Origin of the sequence: Kitasatospora sp. NPDC005856, assembly GCF_040629945.1 — a bacterium.
Taxonomy (GTDB): domain Bacteria; phylum Actinomycetota; class Actinomycetes; order Streptomycetales; family Streptomycetaceae; genus Kitasatospora.
Genome location: NZ_JBEXWT010000056.1, coordinates 1 through 16,520 on the forward strand (window position 1 = coordinate 1; position 16,520 = coordinate 16,520).

13 protein-coding genes and 1 pseudogene are annotated in these 16,520 nt (G+C 74.5%); 12 read left to right on the forward strand and 2 right to left on the reverse strand.

Annotation, left to right across the window (positions count from 1 at the left end; all coding sequences use genetic code 11):
- The 5 genes and pseudogenes from ABZ449_RS27830 to ABZ449_RS27850 all read left to right on the forward strand — a co-directional run.
- Positions 1–621 (forward strand): annotated as a pseudogene (locus tag ABZ449_RS27830) (hypothetical protein); the annotation flags it as partial.
- On the forward strand, positions 609–1,376 hold the full coding sequence (locus tag ABZ449_RS27835; RefSeq protein WP_360351348.1) for an ABC transporter ATP-binding protein: 768 nt from the start codon (positions 609–611) through the stop codon (positions 1,374–1,376). The pseudogene ABZ449_RS27830 and the gene ABZ449_RS27835, both read left to right, overlap by 13 nt.
- Positions 1,363–2,235, forward strand: a complete 873-nt coding sequence (locus tag ABZ449_RS27840; RefSeq protein ID WP_360351351.1) for an ABC transporter permease subunit — start codon at positions 1,363–1,365, stop codon at positions 2,233–2,235. Before ABZ449_RS27835 ends, ABZ449_RS27840 begins: the two co-directional genes overlap by 14 nt.
- A 405-nt stretch (positions 2,236–2,640) precedes the next feature.
- On the forward strand, positions 2,641–3,846 hold the full coding sequence (locus tag ABZ449_RS27845; RefSeq protein ID WP_360351353.1) for a glycosyltransferase 87 family protein: 1,206 nt from the start codon (positions 2,641–2,643) through the stop codon (positions 3,844–3,846).
- A 42-nt stretch (positions 3,847–3,888) separates the two neighbouring features.
- Complete coding sequence (locus tag ABZ449_RS27850) at positions 3,889–5,508, forward strand: DUF2079 domain-containing protein (protein ID WP_360351356.1); 1,620 nt, start codon at positions 3,889–3,891, stop codon at positions 5,506–5,508.
- A gap of 71 nt (positions 5,509–5,579) precedes the next feature.
- Here the strand turns inward: ABZ449_RS27850 and ABZ449_RS27855 are convergent, their stop codons facing one another.
- Together ABZ449_RS27855 and ABZ449_RS27860 are read right to left on the reverse strand one after the other, a co-directional pair.
- Positions 5,580–6,461 carry a peptidase gene (locus tag ABZ449_RS27855; protein WP_360351359.1) on the reverse strand — a complete coding sequence of 294 codons (882 nt, stop codon included), beginning with the start codon at positions 6,459–6,461 and terminating at the stop codon, positions 5,580–5,582.
- A 2-nt stretch (positions 6,462–6,463) separates the two neighbouring features.
- Positions 6,464–7,792 (reverse strand): VWA domain-containing protein, encoded by a 1,329-nt coding sequence (locus ABZ449_RS27860; RefSeq protein WP_360351362.1) that lies wholly within the window; start codon positions 7,790–7,792, stop codon positions 6,464–6,466.
- Between the two features lie 164 nt (positions 7,793–7,956).
- Between ABZ449_RS27860 and ABZ449_RS27865 the strand changes: the two genes are divergently transcribed.
- The 7 genes from ABZ449_RS27865 to ABZ449_RS27895 all read left to right on the forward strand — a co-directional run bounded on the left by ABZ449_RS27865 (position 7,957) and on the right by ABZ449_RS27895 (position 16,438).
- Positions 7,957–8,808 (forward strand): ATP-binding cassette domain-containing protein, encoded by an 852-nt coding sequence (locus ABZ449_RS27865; protein WP_360351366.1) that lies wholly within the window; start codon positions 7,957–7,959, stop codon positions 8,806–8,808.
- A complete protein-coding gene (locus tag ABZ449_RS27870) occupies positions 8,808–9,491 on the forward strand; it encodes an ABC transporter (RefSeq protein WP_360351475.1) in 684 nt (227 codons plus the stop codon). Before ABZ449_RS27865 ends, ABZ449_RS27870 begins: the two co-directional genes overlap by 1 nt.
- Before the next feature lie 171 nt (positions 9,492–9,662).
- On the forward strand, positions 9,663–10,166 hold the full coding sequence (locus ABZ449_RS27875; RefSeq protein ID WP_360351369.1) for a DUF1269 domain-containing protein: 504 nt from the start codon (positions 9,663–9,665) through the stop codon (positions 10,164–10,166).
- 114 nt (positions 10,167–10,280) lie between these two features.
- On the forward strand, positions 10,281–11,633 hold the full coding sequence (locus ABZ449_RS27880; RefSeq protein ID WP_360351372.1) for an FtsW/RodA/SpoVE family cell cycle protein: 1,353 nt from the start codon (positions 10,281–10,283) through the stop codon (positions 11,631–11,633).
- A 44-nt stretch (positions 11,634–11,677) separates the two neighbouring features.
- A complete protein-coding gene (locus tag ABZ449_RS27885) occupies positions 11,678–13,138 on the forward strand; it encodes a penicillin-binding transpeptidase domain-containing protein (protein WP_360351478.1) in 1,461 nt (486 codons plus the stop codon).
- Positions 13,139–13,385: 247 nt separating this feature from the next.
- A complete protein-coding gene (locus tag ABZ449_RS27890) occupies positions 13,386–14,876 on the forward strand; it encodes an amino acid permease (protein ID WP_360351375.1) in 1,491 nt (496 codons plus the stop codon).
- A gap of 128 nt (positions 14,877–15,004) precedes the next feature.
- Positions 15,005–16,438 (forward strand): glycosyltransferase 87 family protein, encoded by a 1,434-nt coding sequence (locus tag ABZ449_RS27895; RefSeq protein ID WP_360351378.1) that lies wholly within the window; start codon positions 15,005–15,007, stop codon positions 16,436–16,438.
- The last annotated feature ends 82 nt before the right edge of the window (positions 16,439–16,520 follow it).

Consider the following 16,520-nt stretch of genomic DNA (forward strand, 5'->3'; position numbering starts at 1 on the left):
ATCCGCCCCCAGACCGAGGACCACCCCGACTACCGCGGCTACGCCGGCCAACTCGCCTCCGGCGTCCTGCGCGTCGGCGACCCGGTCACCGTCCTGCCCTCCGGCCACACCACCACCGTCACCGGCCTGGACCTGCTGGGCCGGCCGGTCGAGGAGGCCCGGGCCGGGCAGTCCGTCACCGTCCTGCTCGCCGACGACATCGACGTCTCCCGCGGCGACCTGATCGCCCCGAGCGCGGCCGCGCCCACGACCACCCGCGAGGTGACGGCCACCGTCTGCCACCTCGCCGACCGGCCGCTCACGGCCGGCCAGCGCGTCCTGCTCAAGCACACCACCCGCACGGTCAAGGCGATCGTCCAGGCGCTCCCGTCCCGGCTCGTGCTGGACGACCTCGCCCAGCACCCGGCGCCGGGCCGACTGGTCGCCAACGACATCGGCAGGGTCGTGATCCGCACTGCCGAGCCGCTCGCCCTCGACGCCTACGCCCGCTCCCGCAGCACCGGCTCCTTCCTGCTGATCGACCCGGCCGACGGCACCACGCTGGCGGCCGGCATGGCGGGCGACTCGTTCACCGCCGCCACGGCCGCGCCGGAGCGGGACGACGACGGATGGGACTTCTGACCGTGGCCACCACCAGCGCCGTCATCGACCTCCGGGGGGTGACCAAGTCCTTCGACGCCGCCGCGCCGCCCGCCGTCGAGGGGATCGACCTGCGCATCGAGGCCGGGGAGTTCGTCTGCCTCCTCGGCGCCTCCGGCTGCGGCAAGTCCAGCCTGCTGAACCTCATCGCCGGACTCGACCGCCCGACGGCGGGCCAGGTCACGGTGCCCGGACGGCGGCCCGCCGTGATGTTCCAGGACCACGCCCTCTTCCCCTGGCTGACGGTCGGCCGCAACGTCGAGCTGGCGCTGCGCCTGGCCAAGGTGCCGAAGGCCGAGCGCCGGGCCGAGGCCGCCCGGCTGCTCGCGGCCGTCCGGCTCGGCGACGCGTACGAGCGGCGGGTGCACGAGCTGTCCGGCGGCATGCGGCAGCGCACCGCGCTGGCCCGGGCGCTCGCCCAGGGCGCCGACTGCCTGCTCATGGACGAGCCGTTCGCCGCCCTCGACGCCGTCACCCGGGACCTGCTCCACGAGGAGCTGATCCGGGTCCGGGCCGAACACCGGCTCACCGTCGTCTTCGTGACCCACAGCGTCGAGGAGGCCGCCCGCCTGGGCAGCCGCATCGTCCTGCTGTCCGCCAACCCCGGCCGGATCGCCCACGAATGGACCGTGGACCTCCCGTACCCGCGCCGGGCCGAGAGCCCCGGCGTCGCCTCCCTCGTCCACGAGATCACCGAGCGCCTGGGGGAGGAGATCCGCCGCCATGCCCGCGACTGAGAACACGCTCACCGTCCTGCGCCCGCGCCCCGTGGCGCCACCGCGCCGCACCGCCCCCGGTGGTACGGCCCGCGGCCGCGGCCGCGGCCGACGCCGCCGTACGGCCGCCGTCGCGGGGCCGCTGTCGGCCGTCACGCTGGTGCTCTGCCTCTGGCAGCTCGTCTGCGTCCTGAACCTGTCGGCCACCCTGCCCACGCCCGCCGCCGTCGGCCACGACCTGGCCGCCGCCTGGTCGAGCGGGGCGCTCGCCCCCGCCCTGCTCGGCAGCCTCCGGCGGTGCCTGGCCGGCTTCCTGGCCTCGGTGGCGATCGGCGTGCCGCTGGGCCTGCTGCTCTCCGCCGCGCCCGTGGTCCGCACCCCGATCGCCCCCGTGCTGAGCGCGATCCAGTCCCTGCCCGCCGCCGCGCTGGTCCCGGTGGCCGTGGTGGGCCTGGGCAACTCCGAGCGCGCCGTGTACTCCGTCGTCCTGCTGGGCGCCGTCCCGGCCATCGCCGCCGGGACGCTCGCCTCCCTCGACCAGGTCCCGCCGCTGCTGCGCCGGGCCGGCCGCTCGATGGGCGCCGCGGGCCCCGCCTACGTGCGGCACGTCCTGCTTCCGGCCGCCCTCCCGGGCCTGCTCAGCGCCCTCGAACAGGGCTGGACCTTCGGCTGGCGCGCGCTGATGACGGCCGAACTGATCACCGCGACCCCGCTCCCCGGCATCGGCCGCCTCCTGGACGCGGGCCGCAAGGCCGGCCACCTCAGCCAGGTGCTGGCCGCGACGGTCGTGATCCTCGCCGTCGGCGTCCTCGTCGAGTCCGCGGTGTTCGCGCCCCTCCGCCGCCGGGCCCTGCGCCAACGGGGGCTGACGGCGCCGTGAGGTGCCGTGGCCGGTGCGGGCCGGGAGCCCGCGTCCGGGGCCTCCGGCCCTGATCAGGCCCCGAGCAGGCTCCGAGCAGACCCCGATCCGGAGCCGCGTCGGAGCCCGATCCGGAGCCGATCCGGAGCCGCGTCGGAGCCTCCGCGGAGCCGATCCGGGCCCGCTGTGGGGGAGATCACATCACCCTTCCGGGCCCGTTTCCGGCGCGGTCGGGGGCTCGGAGGGGTCGGTTATGGTGGGTGGGCCCAGACGCTGACGAGGGAACGATCTGGTCTATCTCGACGGGGTGCCATCGCGGTGCGCGAGTTCGGTCTGAAACGGTGGGGGCGGCGATCAGGCCCGGAGCAGTCCGGCGGCGCAGCGCGAACCGGAAGACCGAATTCCTGGACCCTCCCCGCGCTCCTGGTGGCGGCGGTGTCGCTGGCGCTGTTCGCCTGGTTCCGGCACAGCCACGGGGCCACCATGGTCGACATGCTGGTCTACCGGGCCGAGGGCCAGGCCGTCGTACGGGGCGAGGACCTCTACGCGATGCGGCTGCCCGGCTGGGACCTGCCGGCCACCTACCCGCCGTTCGCGGCGATGCTCTTCGTGCCGAGCACCTGGTTCGGCGTGAGCACCCTGCGCGTCCTGGTGATGCTCCTCAACTACGCGCTGCTCGCCGCGGCCGTGCACCTGTCGCTCAAGCTGGCCGGCTGGCCGAAGCAGCACCGCGGGGCCGTGGTGATCCTGGCGACCGGCCTCGGCATCTGGCTGGAGCCGGTCTTCACCACCTTCCAGTACGGCCAGGTCAACCTGGGCATCCTCTGCCTGGTCCTGTGGGACCTCACCCGCTCGGACCGCCACCGCCTCAAAGGCGTGGGCATCGGCCTGGCCACCGCCATCAAGATCACCCCGGGCCTGTTCGCCGTCTACCTGTTCCTGACCGGCCGGGTCCGGGCCGCCCTGGTCTCGGCCGGCACCTTCCTCGCGGCCGGCCTGATCGGCTGGGCCGTGCTGCCCGACGCCTCGTACGGGTTCTGGACCACCTACCTCTGGGACCCGAGCCGGGTCGGCGTGACCGTCCTGGTGGACAACCAGTCACTGCGCGGCGCCGTCTGCCGGCTGCTCGACGTCAACGACCCGGGCCTGGTCGGGCTGATCGCCTCGGCGCTGGTCGCGACCTTCGGGCTCGGGGTGGCGGTGCTGGCCGGGCGCTCGGCGCGGGTGCTGCGCCGGGCCGACGCCTGGGGCGCGGTCTGCGCCGCGCTCACCGCGCTGCTGGTCTCGCCGATCAGCTGGACCCACCACTGGGTCTGGTGCATCCCGCTCCTGGCCCTGCTGGCGGTGGAGGCCAGGACCAGGGGCCGGCAGGTGCTGTTCGGCCTGACCCTGCTGGTGTTCCTCTCCCACGTCATGTGGACGGTGCCGCACCGCTGGGGCCGCGGGGTGGCCTGGTACTGGCAGCTGCCCGGCTCGATCTATCCGCCGATCGCGATCGCCGTCCTGGTCGTCCTGGGCGTGCGGCTGTACCGCGCCCGGCGCCAGGCAGTGGACGCCGCCGGCGGCGGCGGGGCCCTGACCCTGCTGACGGCCAGGCTGGACCGCGATCCCGCACTGACGAACCGGACCTGACGGCCGGACCCACGGACCCAGACCGGACGGATCAGACCTGACGTGACCACCCAGACCGCACCCCCGCCGCCGGCCGCCGCCGTGCCCGCCGTCCGACGGCTGGCCGCGGCCGCCCTGCTCGGCCCGGGCCGGCGCACCCTGCTGCTCACCGCGCTCTGCTTCGCGGTGACCTGCGCCATCGGCCTGCAGGGCTGGACGTCCGTGTCGCTCGGCGGCTTCGACCTCGGCATCTTCGACCAGGGCGTGCGCGGCTACGCCCACTTCGGGCTGCCCGTCTCGACGCTGAAGAGCTTCCACCACGAGTTCCCGCCCGGCTTCTCGCTGCTGGGCGACCACTTCTCGCCGGTGCTGGCGCTGCTCGCGCCGCTGTACTGGATCTGGGACGACCCGCGCTCGCTGATCATCGGCCAGTCGCTGCTGTTCGCGGCCGGGGTGCCGCTGATCCGGCGGATCGCCGGGCACGCCTTCGCCGCCGCCGAGCCGCGCACCGCCCGCCGGGCCGCAGACCTGGCCGGCCTGGCGTACGCGCTCGGCTGGCCGCTGCTGGTCGCCGCCCGGGTGGGCTTCCACGAGGTCGCCTTCGCGGTGCCGCTGACCCTGCTGATGCTCGAGCGCGGTCTGGCCCGCCGGTACGGCACGGTGGTGCTCGCCGCCGCACTGCTGTGCTGCACCAAGGAGGACCTCGGCCTGATGGTCGGGGCGTACGGCCTGGTGCTGCTGCTGCGCACCCGCCGCACCGAGGACCGGGCGGGCCGTCTCACCGGCCTGGGGCTGCTGCTGGGCGGGCCGGTCGCCTCGGCGGCCGCGATCACCTGGCTGATCCCGGCGATGGGCGGGGAGCCGGGCTACTACTGGAACTACGGCTCGCTCGGCGAGGACGGCGGCGACGCGCTGCGCAACCTGCTGCACGACCCGTTCCTGCTGGTGCAGGCCGCCTTCGACCAGCCGCTCAAGCCGCTGCTGCTGCTCTGGCTGTTCGGCACCACGCTGCTGCTGCCGCTGCGCTCGGCCACCGTGCTGTGCGCGCTGCCGCTGCTGGCCGAGCGGATCCTGTCCAGCAACCCCAACCACTGGTCGATCGCCCGGCACTACGACGCGCTGCTGTGGCCGATCCTGCTCACCGCCGCGATCGAGGTGCTGGGGCGGCTGAGCGCCGCCGGGCGGCCGGAGCGGAGCGTGCGGCGGGCGCGCCGGCTGGGCCTCGGCGCCTGCGGCATCGCGCTGGTCGCCGCGCTGCCGATCGGGCTGCTGCCGCTGGCACTGCCGTCCTCCTGGGCTCCCAAGACGAGCGAGGCGGCGCTGGTGCGGGCGGCCGCGCTGATCCCGGACGGGGCGTCCGTCGAGGCGGACAACCAGATCGCGCCGAGGCTGACCGCCCGGACGGACGTGGTGCTGGTCGACGGCACGCCGCGCGGGCGCGAGTACGTGCTCACCCGGGGCGACAAGCGGTCCTTCCCGTTCAAGACGGACAAGGAGCAGGCCGAGCGGATCCAGCTGCTGCTGGCGCACGGCTACCGGCAGCTGTGGGCCGAGGACGGGGTCGTGCTGCTGCACCGGGAGGGCGACGAGCCGATCCCCGGCGAGCACGTGCCGGGGCCGGGCAGCACGCCGGTCCAGGACGAGGTCCCGTCCGACGTGGGGCACAACCTGTTCCGGGGCTGAGGTCCCGACACCGCTTCCCGCACACGCCGGAGGGCCGGCCGGAACGACGTCCGGCCGGCCCTCCGCGTGCCTCAGGGGCGGTTCGAGCCGGTGTGGCTGCCGCTCTGCTGGGAGCCCTGGGGCGGGACGGCGCCGTAGTGGCCGGGCCGGTGGCCGCGCGGGTGCCGGGTCAGCTTGTAGCCGATGACGCCGGCCAGCGCGGCCAGGAAGCCGCCGGCGATCGTCCAGTACCAGCGGCTGTTCCAGCCGGAGAACCAGCCGGTGTACCAGTGCTCCTCCTGGGCCACCGGCGCGGCCGCCTTGGCCGTGCTCGCGCCGCCGCCGACCGGCGGGACCAGCGGGGCCTTCAGCTCGCCGCCCTCCGGCTGGGCGTTGTCGGCGTCGCCCTTGGCGGCGACGTGCAACTGGACCGAGGAGGCCAGGCCGAGGTCCGGCTGCGGGACGTCGCTGACCGACAGCCGCACGTAGTAGGTGCCGGGCAGCGGGTCGCCGGACCACGGCTCGGCCCAGGTGCGGACCTCGCGCAGGGTGCAGTTCAGTGCCAGGGCGGTGGCGCTCTGCTCGGCGGTGGCGTTCTGGGTGCCGGCGGTGCACGACTGGCGCCGGCGCAGCCCGTCGAAGACCTCCACGGACCAGGTCTGCGGGCCGTGCCGGTCGGCCGTCGGGGCCAGGCCGACGGTCAGGTCGACCGTCGGGGTCTGGCCCTCGGAGGCGCCGAACGCCCAGTACAGGTAGTCACCGGTGGAGACGGAGACGTTGGCGTCCTGGCCGGGGGAGAGGTTGACGGCGGTCAGGAAGGAGGTGCCGGCCTTGGTCGCCGGGGCCGGGGTGCCGCTCGCACCGGCCGTGGGGGACGGCGAGGCGGCCGAGGCCGCCGGGGCGCCCAGGGCGCTCAGGGCCAGGGCGGGCAGCAGGGCGAGGGCGGCGAGGGCGCCGCGGATCGTCGTACGCATGGTCAGTTCTCCCGCCAGACGGCGATCCGCCAGCGCGCGATCCAGCCGAGGACCAGACCGAAGGCCAGGCCGGCCAGGGTGAGGGTGAGCAGCAGGATCCAGCCGCGGCCGAGGCCCATCGCGGCGCCCTCCGGGGCGGGCGAGGCGGAGGCCAGGTCGACGGTCAGCTCCAGCGGCATGCCGGGGTCGGCCAGGACGCCGCTCTGCGGGGCCAGCGAGTTGCTGACGACCAGGCAGACGGTGGTCTCCGGCTTCTCCTTGGAGCCCTTCGTCGCGGTGGGGCTCGCGGTGACGTAGCCCTTGGAGTCGTCGGTGGACCAGCGCAGGCCGGTGGAGACCACGTCGGTGCGGCCGCTGCCGGCGTCGGTGCCGCGGACCAGCTCCTGGCCGGTCGCGCTGGTGGCCTGGAGCAGCACCCCGTAGTCCCGGGCCACCGGGCGGTCGAGGGCGACGCTGACCGAGGCGCGCAGCTCCTGGCCGGACTTGACCGGGACCTTGTAGACGCGGTGCTCGGAGAACTTCTCGCGGTCGGTGTAGACGCCCGGGGCGAGAACGGGGGCGCTCTCGCACTTGTCGGTGCCGGTGGTCTTGACCGGGGCCACCGTGTAGGTGTCGTTGGAGCGGTCGACCAGCTGCTTCACCTTGTCGGTGAGCTGCTCCTGGGTGCGGACGTCGGTGTAGGTGCCGCCGGTCGCGTTGGCGATGCAGAGCAGCTGCTGGCGGGTCTTGTCGTCGTGGGCCAGGCCCAGGGTGTCGACCACCAGGTGGATGCCCTGGGAGGCGAGCTCGCGGGCGACGTCACACGGGTCGGGCGGGGTGCAGGTGTCCTCGCCGTCGGTGATCAGCACCACGCGGCGGGTGGTCTCGCCCTTGCCGAGGTCCTGGGCGGCGCCGCGCAGGGCCAGGCCGATCGGGGTCCAGCCGGTGGGCCGCAGGGTGGCGACGGCGGTCTTGGCCTCGACCTTGTTGGTCTTGCCGACCGGGAACAGCTGCCTGGTGTCCTGGCAGCCCTGGGCCTTGTCGTTGCCGGGGTAGTTCGCGCCCAGGGTGCGGATGCCGAACTCGGTCTCCGCGGGCAGCGCGTCGATCACCTCGTTCAGCGACTGCTGGGCCACCGAGATGCGGCTCTTGCCCTGGATGTCCGTGGCGGTCATGGAGCCGCTGACGTCCAGGACGAGGTCGACCCGGGGGGCCTCCTTGGACGCGGGGGCGGCCCCGGCTGATGGTTCGTCGGCGTGGGCGGGCAGGCCGAGGAGCAGCGAGGCGCCCGTTATCGCCAAGGCCGCCAGCAGGCTGCCGAGCCTGGTCTGTGGTCGTCGTCCGGTAGTCACCCGGCCGATCCTAGGGATCATCAGTTCGTCCTGGCGAAACGAGTCCGGATCGTGCCTCAACCAGCCACGGCGCGAACTCCGGCGCATCCGCGCGGAATTCGCTCACGCCGGCCTTACGCGTCGTGGATAGCCTTCGGTGCGCGGCGGACGGGAGCGGGGGCGCGATGGAGCTGGCGGCGGTGGGCAAGCGGTACGGGCGGCGGGAGCGGTGGATCCTGCGCGGGGTCGACCTGGCGGTCGGGCCGGGCGAGCTGGTGCGGATCGCCGGGGACAACGGGAGCGGCAAGTCGACGCTGCTGCGGCTGGTCGCCGGGATCGAGCGGCCGAGCACGGGGCGGGTGGTGCGGCCCGGCCCGGCGGCGTACGTGCCCGAACGGTTCCCGCCGGCCCTGCCCTTCGACGCCGCGTCCTACCTGCTGCGGGTGGGCCGGGTGCACGGGCTGTCGGCGGAGCGGGCGCGGCGGCGGGCGGGGGAGTGGCTGGAGCGGTTCGGTGTCGCGGACCGCGCGGGCACGCCGCTGAGCCGGCTGTCGAAGGGCACCTGCCAGAAGGTCGCGGTCGTCCAGGCGCTGCTCCCCGAGGCGCGGGTGCTGCTGCTGGACGAGGCCTGGACCGGGCTGGACCCGCAGGCCCGGGCGGTGCTGGACGAGGCGGCCGCCGAGCGGGCGGCGGCGGGCGGCACGGTGCTGTTCGTCGACCACGACCCGGCCCGGCTGGCCGGGCTGACCGGCGCCGCGTACCGGGTCGGCACGGACGGCGCGCTGCGGCCCGTCGAGGACGGGTACCGGGAGCCGCCGCCGGGCGGACCGGTGATGGAGGTCGAGGTGGACGTCCCGGACGGCGCCCCGCTTCCCGCGCCGCTGCCGGGGGCGCCGGAGGTCACCGCGCTGGCCGGGACGGCGGTGCGGCTGGTGGTGCCGGCCGCCCACTCGGACGCGCTGCTGCGCCGGCTGCTGCTGGGCCGTCCGGCCGTCCGGGTGCTGGCGGTGCGGCGGCGCGAGGAGGGGGAGCGGTGATGGCGCGGATCGGGGCGCTGACCCGGTACCACCTGGAGCTGCTGGTGCGCTCGCACGCCTGGCTGCCGCCGTTCCTGGCGTACGCGCTGCTGCTCGTGGTCGGGGTGGCGGTGGGCGATCCGCTGCTGGGCGGCCTCGGCTTCGGCGCGGGGGTGCTGCTGCCGGTGAGCGCCTGGTACGTGCGCAGCGTGCTGGGCGCGGAGCCGCCGGCCTCGCGGGCCTGCCTGGTGGCGGCGGCGGGCCCGGTCCGGGTCCACCTGGGGGCGCTGCTGGCGGCGCTGACGGTGTCGCTGGTACTGGCGGTCGGTCAGGTGGCGGCCGTCTGGTGGACCAGTGGGGCGGTGGCGGACCCGGGGGCGCAGCGGGACCCGGGGGCCGGGGCGGCGGTGGCGGCCGGGCTGGCGGCCTCGGTGGCCTGCGCACTGCTGGGGGTGCTGGTCGGGGCGCTGGTGAACCGTCCGGTGCCGGTCCGCGCGCAGTACGGCATTCCGGCGGCGCTGGTGCTGGCCGCGCTGCTGCTGGTGGTGCCGGCCTCGCCGGCCAACGCGGCGGTGAGCGGGCTGGTGTCGGCGGCCCGGACCGGGCGGGTGGCGGTGCCGTGGGCGAGCCTGGCGGCCGCCGTCGTCCTGCTGGCCGTGGTCGGTGCGGGGGTGGTGGCGCTGGCCGGGCGGCGGCCGGAGTGACGGTCCGGCACGGACCGGCGGGCCCGGGTGATTCCGGCAATGGCGGACACACCGCAGTGAATAGTCCATACATATGGATAACACTCGTTAGGGTGCGGAACCGGGGCGCGGCGCCACCGCGATGGCGCCCGGACCCGGCCGGCCTGTCCGACACCCTGGAAGGACCCCGCAATGAGCAACCTCTTCGCGATCGCCTACCCGGACCTCGCCACCGCCCAGGCGGTGCGCAACGAGGCGGTGGGGCTCCAGAAGCAGAAGCTGATCGAGCTGGAGGACGCGGTCGTCGTCGAGCGTCGCGCGGACGGCAGGATCAAGCTGCACCAGCAGGTCAGCACGACCGGGGCGGGGGCCGCGAGCGGCGCCCTGTGGGGCGGGGTCATCGGTCTGCTGTTCTTCATGCCCCTGGTGGGCGCGGCGGTCGGCGGTGCGACCGGGGCGGCGGTCGGCGCCTCCACCGACATCGGGGTGGACGACGACTTCATGCGCCAGGTCGGCGAGCACCTCCAGCCCGGCACCGCCGCGGTCTTCCTGCTGGTGCGCAAGGCGACCGCCGACAAGGTCGTGCCGGCGCTGGCCCGGTACGGCGGGCAGATCATCCAGACCTCGCTGTCGGCCGAGGCCGAGGCCGAGCTGAAGGCGACCGTCGAGGCCTCCCGCGTCCAGAGCGCCGTCTGACCCTCCCTCCGACCGCCGCTCCCGTCGGGGCGGACCGGCCCCCGTCGCCGGTCCGCCCCGATCGGCGTCCCCCGGCCGGCGGCACCGGGCCCTTCCCGATCCCCAGGACGGTCCGTGGCGACACCCTCCGCCGCGTCGAGCTCCGCCGCCGGGCCGAGCCGGCCGGTGCCGACCAGGCGCACCACCGAGCTCGTGCTGGTGGTCGGTGCCGTCCTGATCGCCGTGTTCGGCTACGTCGAGGTCGGCGTCAACCTGGACGGCCGCGTCCCGGCCGACGCGGCCGAGTACGGCGCCGCGCTCGGGGTGCTCGCCCTGGCGGCGCACGCCGTGGTCCGCCGGCGGGCCCGGTACGCGGACCCGCTGCTGCTGCCGATCGCGGTGCTGCTGAACGGCATCGGGCTGGTGGTGATCCACCGGCTCGACCGGGCCACCCCGGGGCGCGCCGCCGCCCCCACCCAGCTGCTCTGGTCGGCCCTGGGGGTGGCGCTGTTCATCGCGGTGGTGCTACTGGTGCGCGACCACCGGCGGCTGCGGCGCTACGCGTACGTCGGGGCGCTGGTGGCCCTGGTCCTGCTGGTGCTGCCGATCTTCTTCCCGCCGGTGTACGGCTCCCGGATCTGGATCGTGATCGGGCCGCTCTCCTTCCAGCCCGGGGAGTTCGCCAAGATCCTGCTGGCCGTCTTCTTCGCCGCCTACCTGGCGGTGCACCGGGACGCGCTGGCGCTCACCGGCCGCCGGTTCCGGCGCCTGCGGCTGCCGCCCGGGCGGGTGCTCGGGCCGGTGCTGCTGATCTGGGCGGCGTTCGTCGGCGTCCTGGTGCTGGAGACCGACCTCGGCACCTCGCTGCTGTTCTTCGGCCTGTTCGTGGTGATGCTCTACGTGGCCACCGCGCGCACCGGTTGGATCGCGGTCGGCGTGGGACTGGCCGCGGTCGGGGCGGTGACGGTGGGCCGGTTCTCGCCGCACGTGCACAGCCGGGTCGCGGACTGGCTGGACCCGCTGGGCTCGATCGAGGCGGGCCGGGGCGCCAACCAGATCGCCCAGTCGCTGTTCGCCTTCGCCTGGGGCGGCGAGCTGGGCACCGGGCTCGGCAACGGGCACTCGGTGCTGATCGGCTTCGCCGCGAAGTCGGACTTCATCCTCGCCACCATCGGCGAGGAGCTCGGGCTGACCGGGCTGATCGCGGTGTTCCTGCTGTACGCGGTGCTGGTCTCGCGGGGCTTCCGGACCGGCATCGCGCTGCGCGACCCGTTCGGGCGGCTGCTGGCGATCGGGCTGGCCGCGATCGTCGGCCTCCAGGTGTTCGTGGTGGCGGGCGGGGTGCTCGCGCTGATCCCGCTGACCGGGATGACCATGCCCTTCATCGCCCAGGGAGGGTCCTCGGTGGTCACCAACTGGATCATCGTCGCGCTGCTGGTCCGCATGAGTGACACGGCCCGGCGGCCCGGGTCGGGGGAGGTCCGGTGACACGCGTCCGGCGCGGGGGCAACGGCCCGCAGGGGCTGCCGGGCATCTCGGTGACCGGGCGCCGGGCGGGCACCTTCTGCCTGCTGCTGGTCGCGGCGCTGTGCGCGCAGGCCACCCGGGTGCAGGTCTTCCAGGCGAAGGAGCTCGACCGCAACAGCGCCAACCAGCGGCTCACCATCGAGCGGTACGCCCAGCCGCGCGGCGACATCCTGGTCGGCCCGGACCGGGTGACCGGCTCCGAGCCGACCGGCGGCCGGTACGCCTACCAGCGCGGCTACACCGACGGCCCGACCTACGCGGCGGTCACCGGCTTCGCCTCGCAGGCGTACGGCACCTCCCAGCTGGAGGGGACCGAGGACGAGCTGCTGACCGGCACCGACGGCCGGCTGGCGGGCTGGTCGCTCCGGGACGCCGTCGCCCGCCGGCGCAGCCCCGGCGGGGACGTCCACACCACCCTGAACCGGGCCGCCCAGCAGGCCGCGATGCGCGGGCTCGGCGACCGGAAGGGCGCGGTCGCCGCGATCGAGCCGGCCACCGGGCGGATCCTGGCGCTGGCCAGCACGCCCTCCTACGACCCCGGCTCCTTCGCCGGGTACGGCGCCGACGACCAGGCGGCCTGGAACCGCCTGCAGGCCGACCCGGACGAGCCGATGCTCAACCGGGCGCTGCGCCAGACGTACCCGCCGGGCTCCACCTTCAAGGTGGTCACCGCCGCCGCGGCGCTGGCCGCCGGGGTGGTCACCGACCCCGGCGCGCCGACCGAGGCGCCCTTCCCGTACGTGCTGCCCGGCACGACCACGCCGCTGGTCAACGACACCCCGGCCTGTGACCGCCCGGGCCTGTCGCTGGCCGCCGCGATGACCGCCAGCTGCAACAGCGTGCTGGGCTACCTGGGGGTGCGGACCGGGCTGGACCCGATGGCCGCGATGGCCGCGAACTTCGGCTTCAACGACCCGAGGCTGGACGTCCCGGTGCGCGCGGCCCGGTCGAACTTCGACACCCGGATGGACGAGTCCCAGCTGGCGCTCTCCTCGATCGGGCAGTTCGACACGGCGGCCACCCCGCTGACGATGGCGATGGTCGCGGCCGGGGTGGCCGACGACGGGACGGTGATGCGTCCACAGCTTGTGGACAGGCTGACCAGGAGCGACGGCACCACGGTGCAGCTGATGCGGCCGTCCGTGTACAAGCGGGCGATGACCCCGGAGGTGGCCGGGCAGGTGCGGGCGCTGATGGCCGACGTGGTGGAGAACGGCACCGGCGCCGCCGCCCGGATCGCCGGGGCGGTGGTCGGCGGCAAGACCGGGACGGCCCAGCACGGGGTGGACAACAGCGGGACGCAGTACGCCTGGTTCATCGCCTGGGCCGCGCCGGCCGGCTCGGACGCGGTGCCGCCGGTGGCGGTGGCCGTGGTGGTCGAGGACGGTGGCGCCACCGATGTGACGGGTGGCGCGCTGGCCGCGCCGATCGCCCGGTCGGTGATGCGGGCGGTGCTCGGCGGATGATCACCGCAGGGGCGCTGAGCTGCCGTTTTACTCACCGAGTGGGAGAAGCGCCGTTTACGAAGTGTCCGGTTTGTACATCAATATGCGCCGATCCGGACAATGCGCCGGTTGGGACTGTTCGTTTGCGACACTGGTGCTTTCGCCGGGTACTGTCCCATGTTTGTTCGGTTGATCCCCGTTGACACCCATGGGTGCCCCGGGTGAACAACCGCTAGGACACCCTCCCCCGCCTAGAAGGACCGCGGTTTTGGCCAGCAACACCCTCGGTGCGCGTCTACTGCGACGCAAGCCCGTCTCGACTCTGATCGCCGAGACCGAAGGCAAGAACTCCCTCCCGGCCGGTGCGCCCGAGGAGGGCGGACGCTCCGGCATCCACCTGCGCCGCTCGATCGGACTGTGGCAGCTGTCCTCGATCGGCATCGGCGCCACCATCGGCACCGGCATCTTCTTCGTGCTGAACACCGCGGTGCCCTCGGCCGGCCCGGCCGTCATCCTGTCCTTCGTGATCGCCGCGATCACCGCCGGACTCACCGCGCTCTGCTACGCCGAGATGGCCTCCGCGATCCCGGTGTCCGGCTCCTCGTACTCCTACGCCTACGCCACCCTCGGCGAGGGCGTCGCCTTCGCCGTCGGCATCTGCCTGCTGATGGAGTACGGCGTCTCCGCCTCCGCGATCGCGGTGACCTGGGCCGAGTACCTGAACAAGTTCTTCGACCTGGCCTTCGGCTTCACGATCCCCGAGCAGTTCTCCGGCGCGCCGGACAGCACCCACTGGTTCAACCTGCCGGCGCTGCTGCTGGTCGCCATGGTCTGCGTCCTGCTGATCCGCGGCGTCAGCGAGTCGGTCAAGGTCAACGCGGCGATGGTCGCGATCAAGATCCTCATCCTGGTGATGTTCATCGGCGTCGCGCTCACCGGCTTCCACTCCGGAAACCTGACCCCGTTCATGCCGCTCGGCATCAGCGGCGTCCAGATCGCCGCGTCCAGCATCTTCTTCTCCTTCATCGGCCTGGACGCCGTGTCCACCGCCGGTGAGGAGGTCAAGAACCCGCGCCGCACCCTGCCGATGGCGATCATCATCTCGCTGGTCGTGGTGACCCTGCTCTACATCCTGGTCGCCGTGGCCGGCATCGGCGCCCAGCCGTGGCAGAAGTTCGACGGCCAGGAGGCCGGCCTCGCCCAGATCCTCCAGGACATCACCGGCCAGAGCTGGCCCGCGATGGTCTTCGCCTTCGGCGCGATCGTCTCGATCTTCAGCATCACCCTCGTGGTGATCTACGGCCAGACCCGCATCCTGTACTCGATGGGCCGCGACGGCATGCTGCCCAAGCGCTTCGCCGAGCTCTCCCCGCGCACCGGCACCCCGGTCTGGAACACCCTCGTGGTGGGCCTCGGCGTCGGCGCGCTGGCCGCCTTCATCCCGCTGCGGGTCCTGGCCGACATCACCAGCCTGGGGACGCTCATCGCCTTCTCGGTGGTCTCGATCGGCGTGATCGTGCTGCGCCGCACCCAGCCCGACCTGCCGCGCGGCTTCAAGGTGCCCGGCTACCCGGTCGTCCCGCTGATCAGCGTCGGCTTCTGCATCTACCTGATCACCGGCCTGCACGCCGACACCTTCCGGGCCGGGGGGATCGCCCTCGCCGTCGCCCTGGTGGTCTACTTCGGCTACAGCATCAAGCACTCGCGGCTGGAGCAGGAGGAGCAGCAGTCCGTGTCCTCCGACAGCTCCGCCGACTGACCCGCAGACGAACCCCACGTGAAGGGCCGCCGACCGCCGAGACGACCGGCGGCCCTTTTCACGCCATCGCCCGTCCGGTGTCCTACGCCATGGCGACAGGGCCCGGTTCCCACCCATAACCTTCCACCATGGTGAGCACCCGCACGCCCGGCTACTCCCGCCCGCGCGGCCGCTTCACCGGCCGCAGCAGAACGCCGGCCCAGACCTCCGCGACCGAGGCCTCGTCCAGACCCGGACGGCCTCCGCGCGGCTTCTCCGTCCGCCCCTTCCCCCGTCAGCGTGGCGAGAGCACGTTTCCGCCCACGCCCGATCGGCTGAACGGCGACCGGCTCGCCAGGCTCGCCTCGATGCGGACCGTCCACCTGCTCGGCTGCCTGATCGCGGCCGGCTGGGCCGCCGCCTTCCCGCTCGTGTCCGACCTGGCCAACCAACGGCTGTGGGGCCTGATCGCGGCCCCCGCCTACGCCCTGGCCGGACTGCTCTGCGTGGCCCTGCCGCGCCGCCACGCGGCCCGGGCCGCCGCTTCGGTCGCCCTCGTCGGGGCCGTCGTGGTCCCGCTCGCCCTGCTCGCCCTGAACGGCCGCCACCAGTCCGAGGTCATGGTGGTCGAACGCTCGGCCCACCTGCTGCTCACCACCGGCACCGCGTACCTGCCGCACCCGGTGGTGGTCACCGACTACAACCCGTACCTGCCAGCGATGTCCCTGTTCGGGATGCCGCGCCAGGTGCTCGGCGACTCCACCGCCTTCGCGAGGGTCGCCGGGGACGCCCGGATCTGGTTCGCGCTGACCTTCTTCGCCTGCCTGCTGGCCGCCTGGCGGCTGCTGCGGCCCTCCCGCCCCGACGGCGGCGACCCGCGGGCGCCGCTGCTGCCGCTGGCCGTCCTCACCGCCTCGCCGCTGATCGCGCTCGCCCTGGTGGTCGGCGGGGTGGACCTGCCGCTGATCGGGGTCTGCTGCCTCGCCATGGCGCTCGCAGAGCGGGACCGCACCGTCGGCGCCGGACTGGTGCTCGCCCTCGCCTGCACCCTGAAGTGGACGGCCTGGCCCGCGCTGCCGGTCGCCGTCCTGCTGCTGTGGCGGCTGTACGGCCGACGCCCCGCGGCCCGGACCGCGCTGATCGGGGTCGGGGTGAGCACGCTGGTGATCCTGCCCTCCGCGCTGGCCCAGCCGGACGCGCTGCGCGAACAGGTGGTGCGCTTCCCGCTCGGGATGACGGCGATCCGCACCCCGGCGGGCAGCCCGCTGCCCGGCAAGGTGCTGGCCGGCTTCGGGCCGACCGGGCACGCGATCTCGCTGTCGCTGATGACCCTGGCCCTGATCGCGGTGGCGATCTGGCTGCTGGCCCGGCCGCCGGTCTCCGCGATCGCCGCGGCCGACCTGCTGGCCGCCGGGCTCGCCATCGCCTTCATGCTGGCCCCGGCCGGGAGGTTCGGCTACCTGGCGCTGCCGGCGGTGCTGGTGATCTGGCCCCGGCTGGCGGCCCGCCGCTGGAGCAGCCGGCGCCCGGTGCCGCGCGGCCGGGTGCGGGAGGAACCGCAGCCGGTACTGCCGCGAGGCTGACGGGGCCCCGGCCGGTGGTGCCCCGAGACCGGCGAGAGCCCCGGCCCGCCCAGCCGTGAGGCCGGGGGGCGGGGGCTCTCGC

Excerpts from the sequence above, each read along its gene's own strand:
- ABZ449_RS27835 (WP_360351348.1), top strand. The coding sequence starts at position 609 with ATGGGACTTCTGACCGTGGCCACCACCAGCGCCGTCATCGACCTCCGG.
- ABZ449_RS27840 (WP_360351351.1), top strand. The coding sequence starts at position 1,363 with ATGCCCGCGACTGAGAACACGCTCACCGTCCTGCGCCCGCGCCCCGTG.
- ABZ449_RS27855 (WP_360351359.1), bottom strand. The coding sequence starts at position 6,461 with ATGCGTACGACGATCCGCGGCGCCCTCGCCGCCCTCGCCCTGCTGCCC.
- ABZ449_RS27865 (WP_360351366.1), top strand. The coding sequence starts at position 7,957 with ATGGAGCTGGCGGCGGTGGGCAAGCGGTACGGGCGGCGGGAGCGGTGG.
- ABZ449_RS27870 (WP_360351475.1), top strand. The coding sequence starts at position 8,808 with ATGGCGCGGATCGGGGCGCTGACCCGGTACCACCTGGAGCTGCTGGTG.
- ABZ449_RS27875 (WP_360351369.1), top strand. The coding sequence starts at position 9,663 with ATGAGCAACCTCTTCGCGATCGCCTACCCGGACCTCGCCACCGCCCAG.
- ABZ449_RS27895 (WP_360351378.1), top strand. The coding sequence starts at position 15,005 with ATGGTGAGCACCCGCACGCCCGGCTACTCCCGCCCGCGCGGCCGCTTC.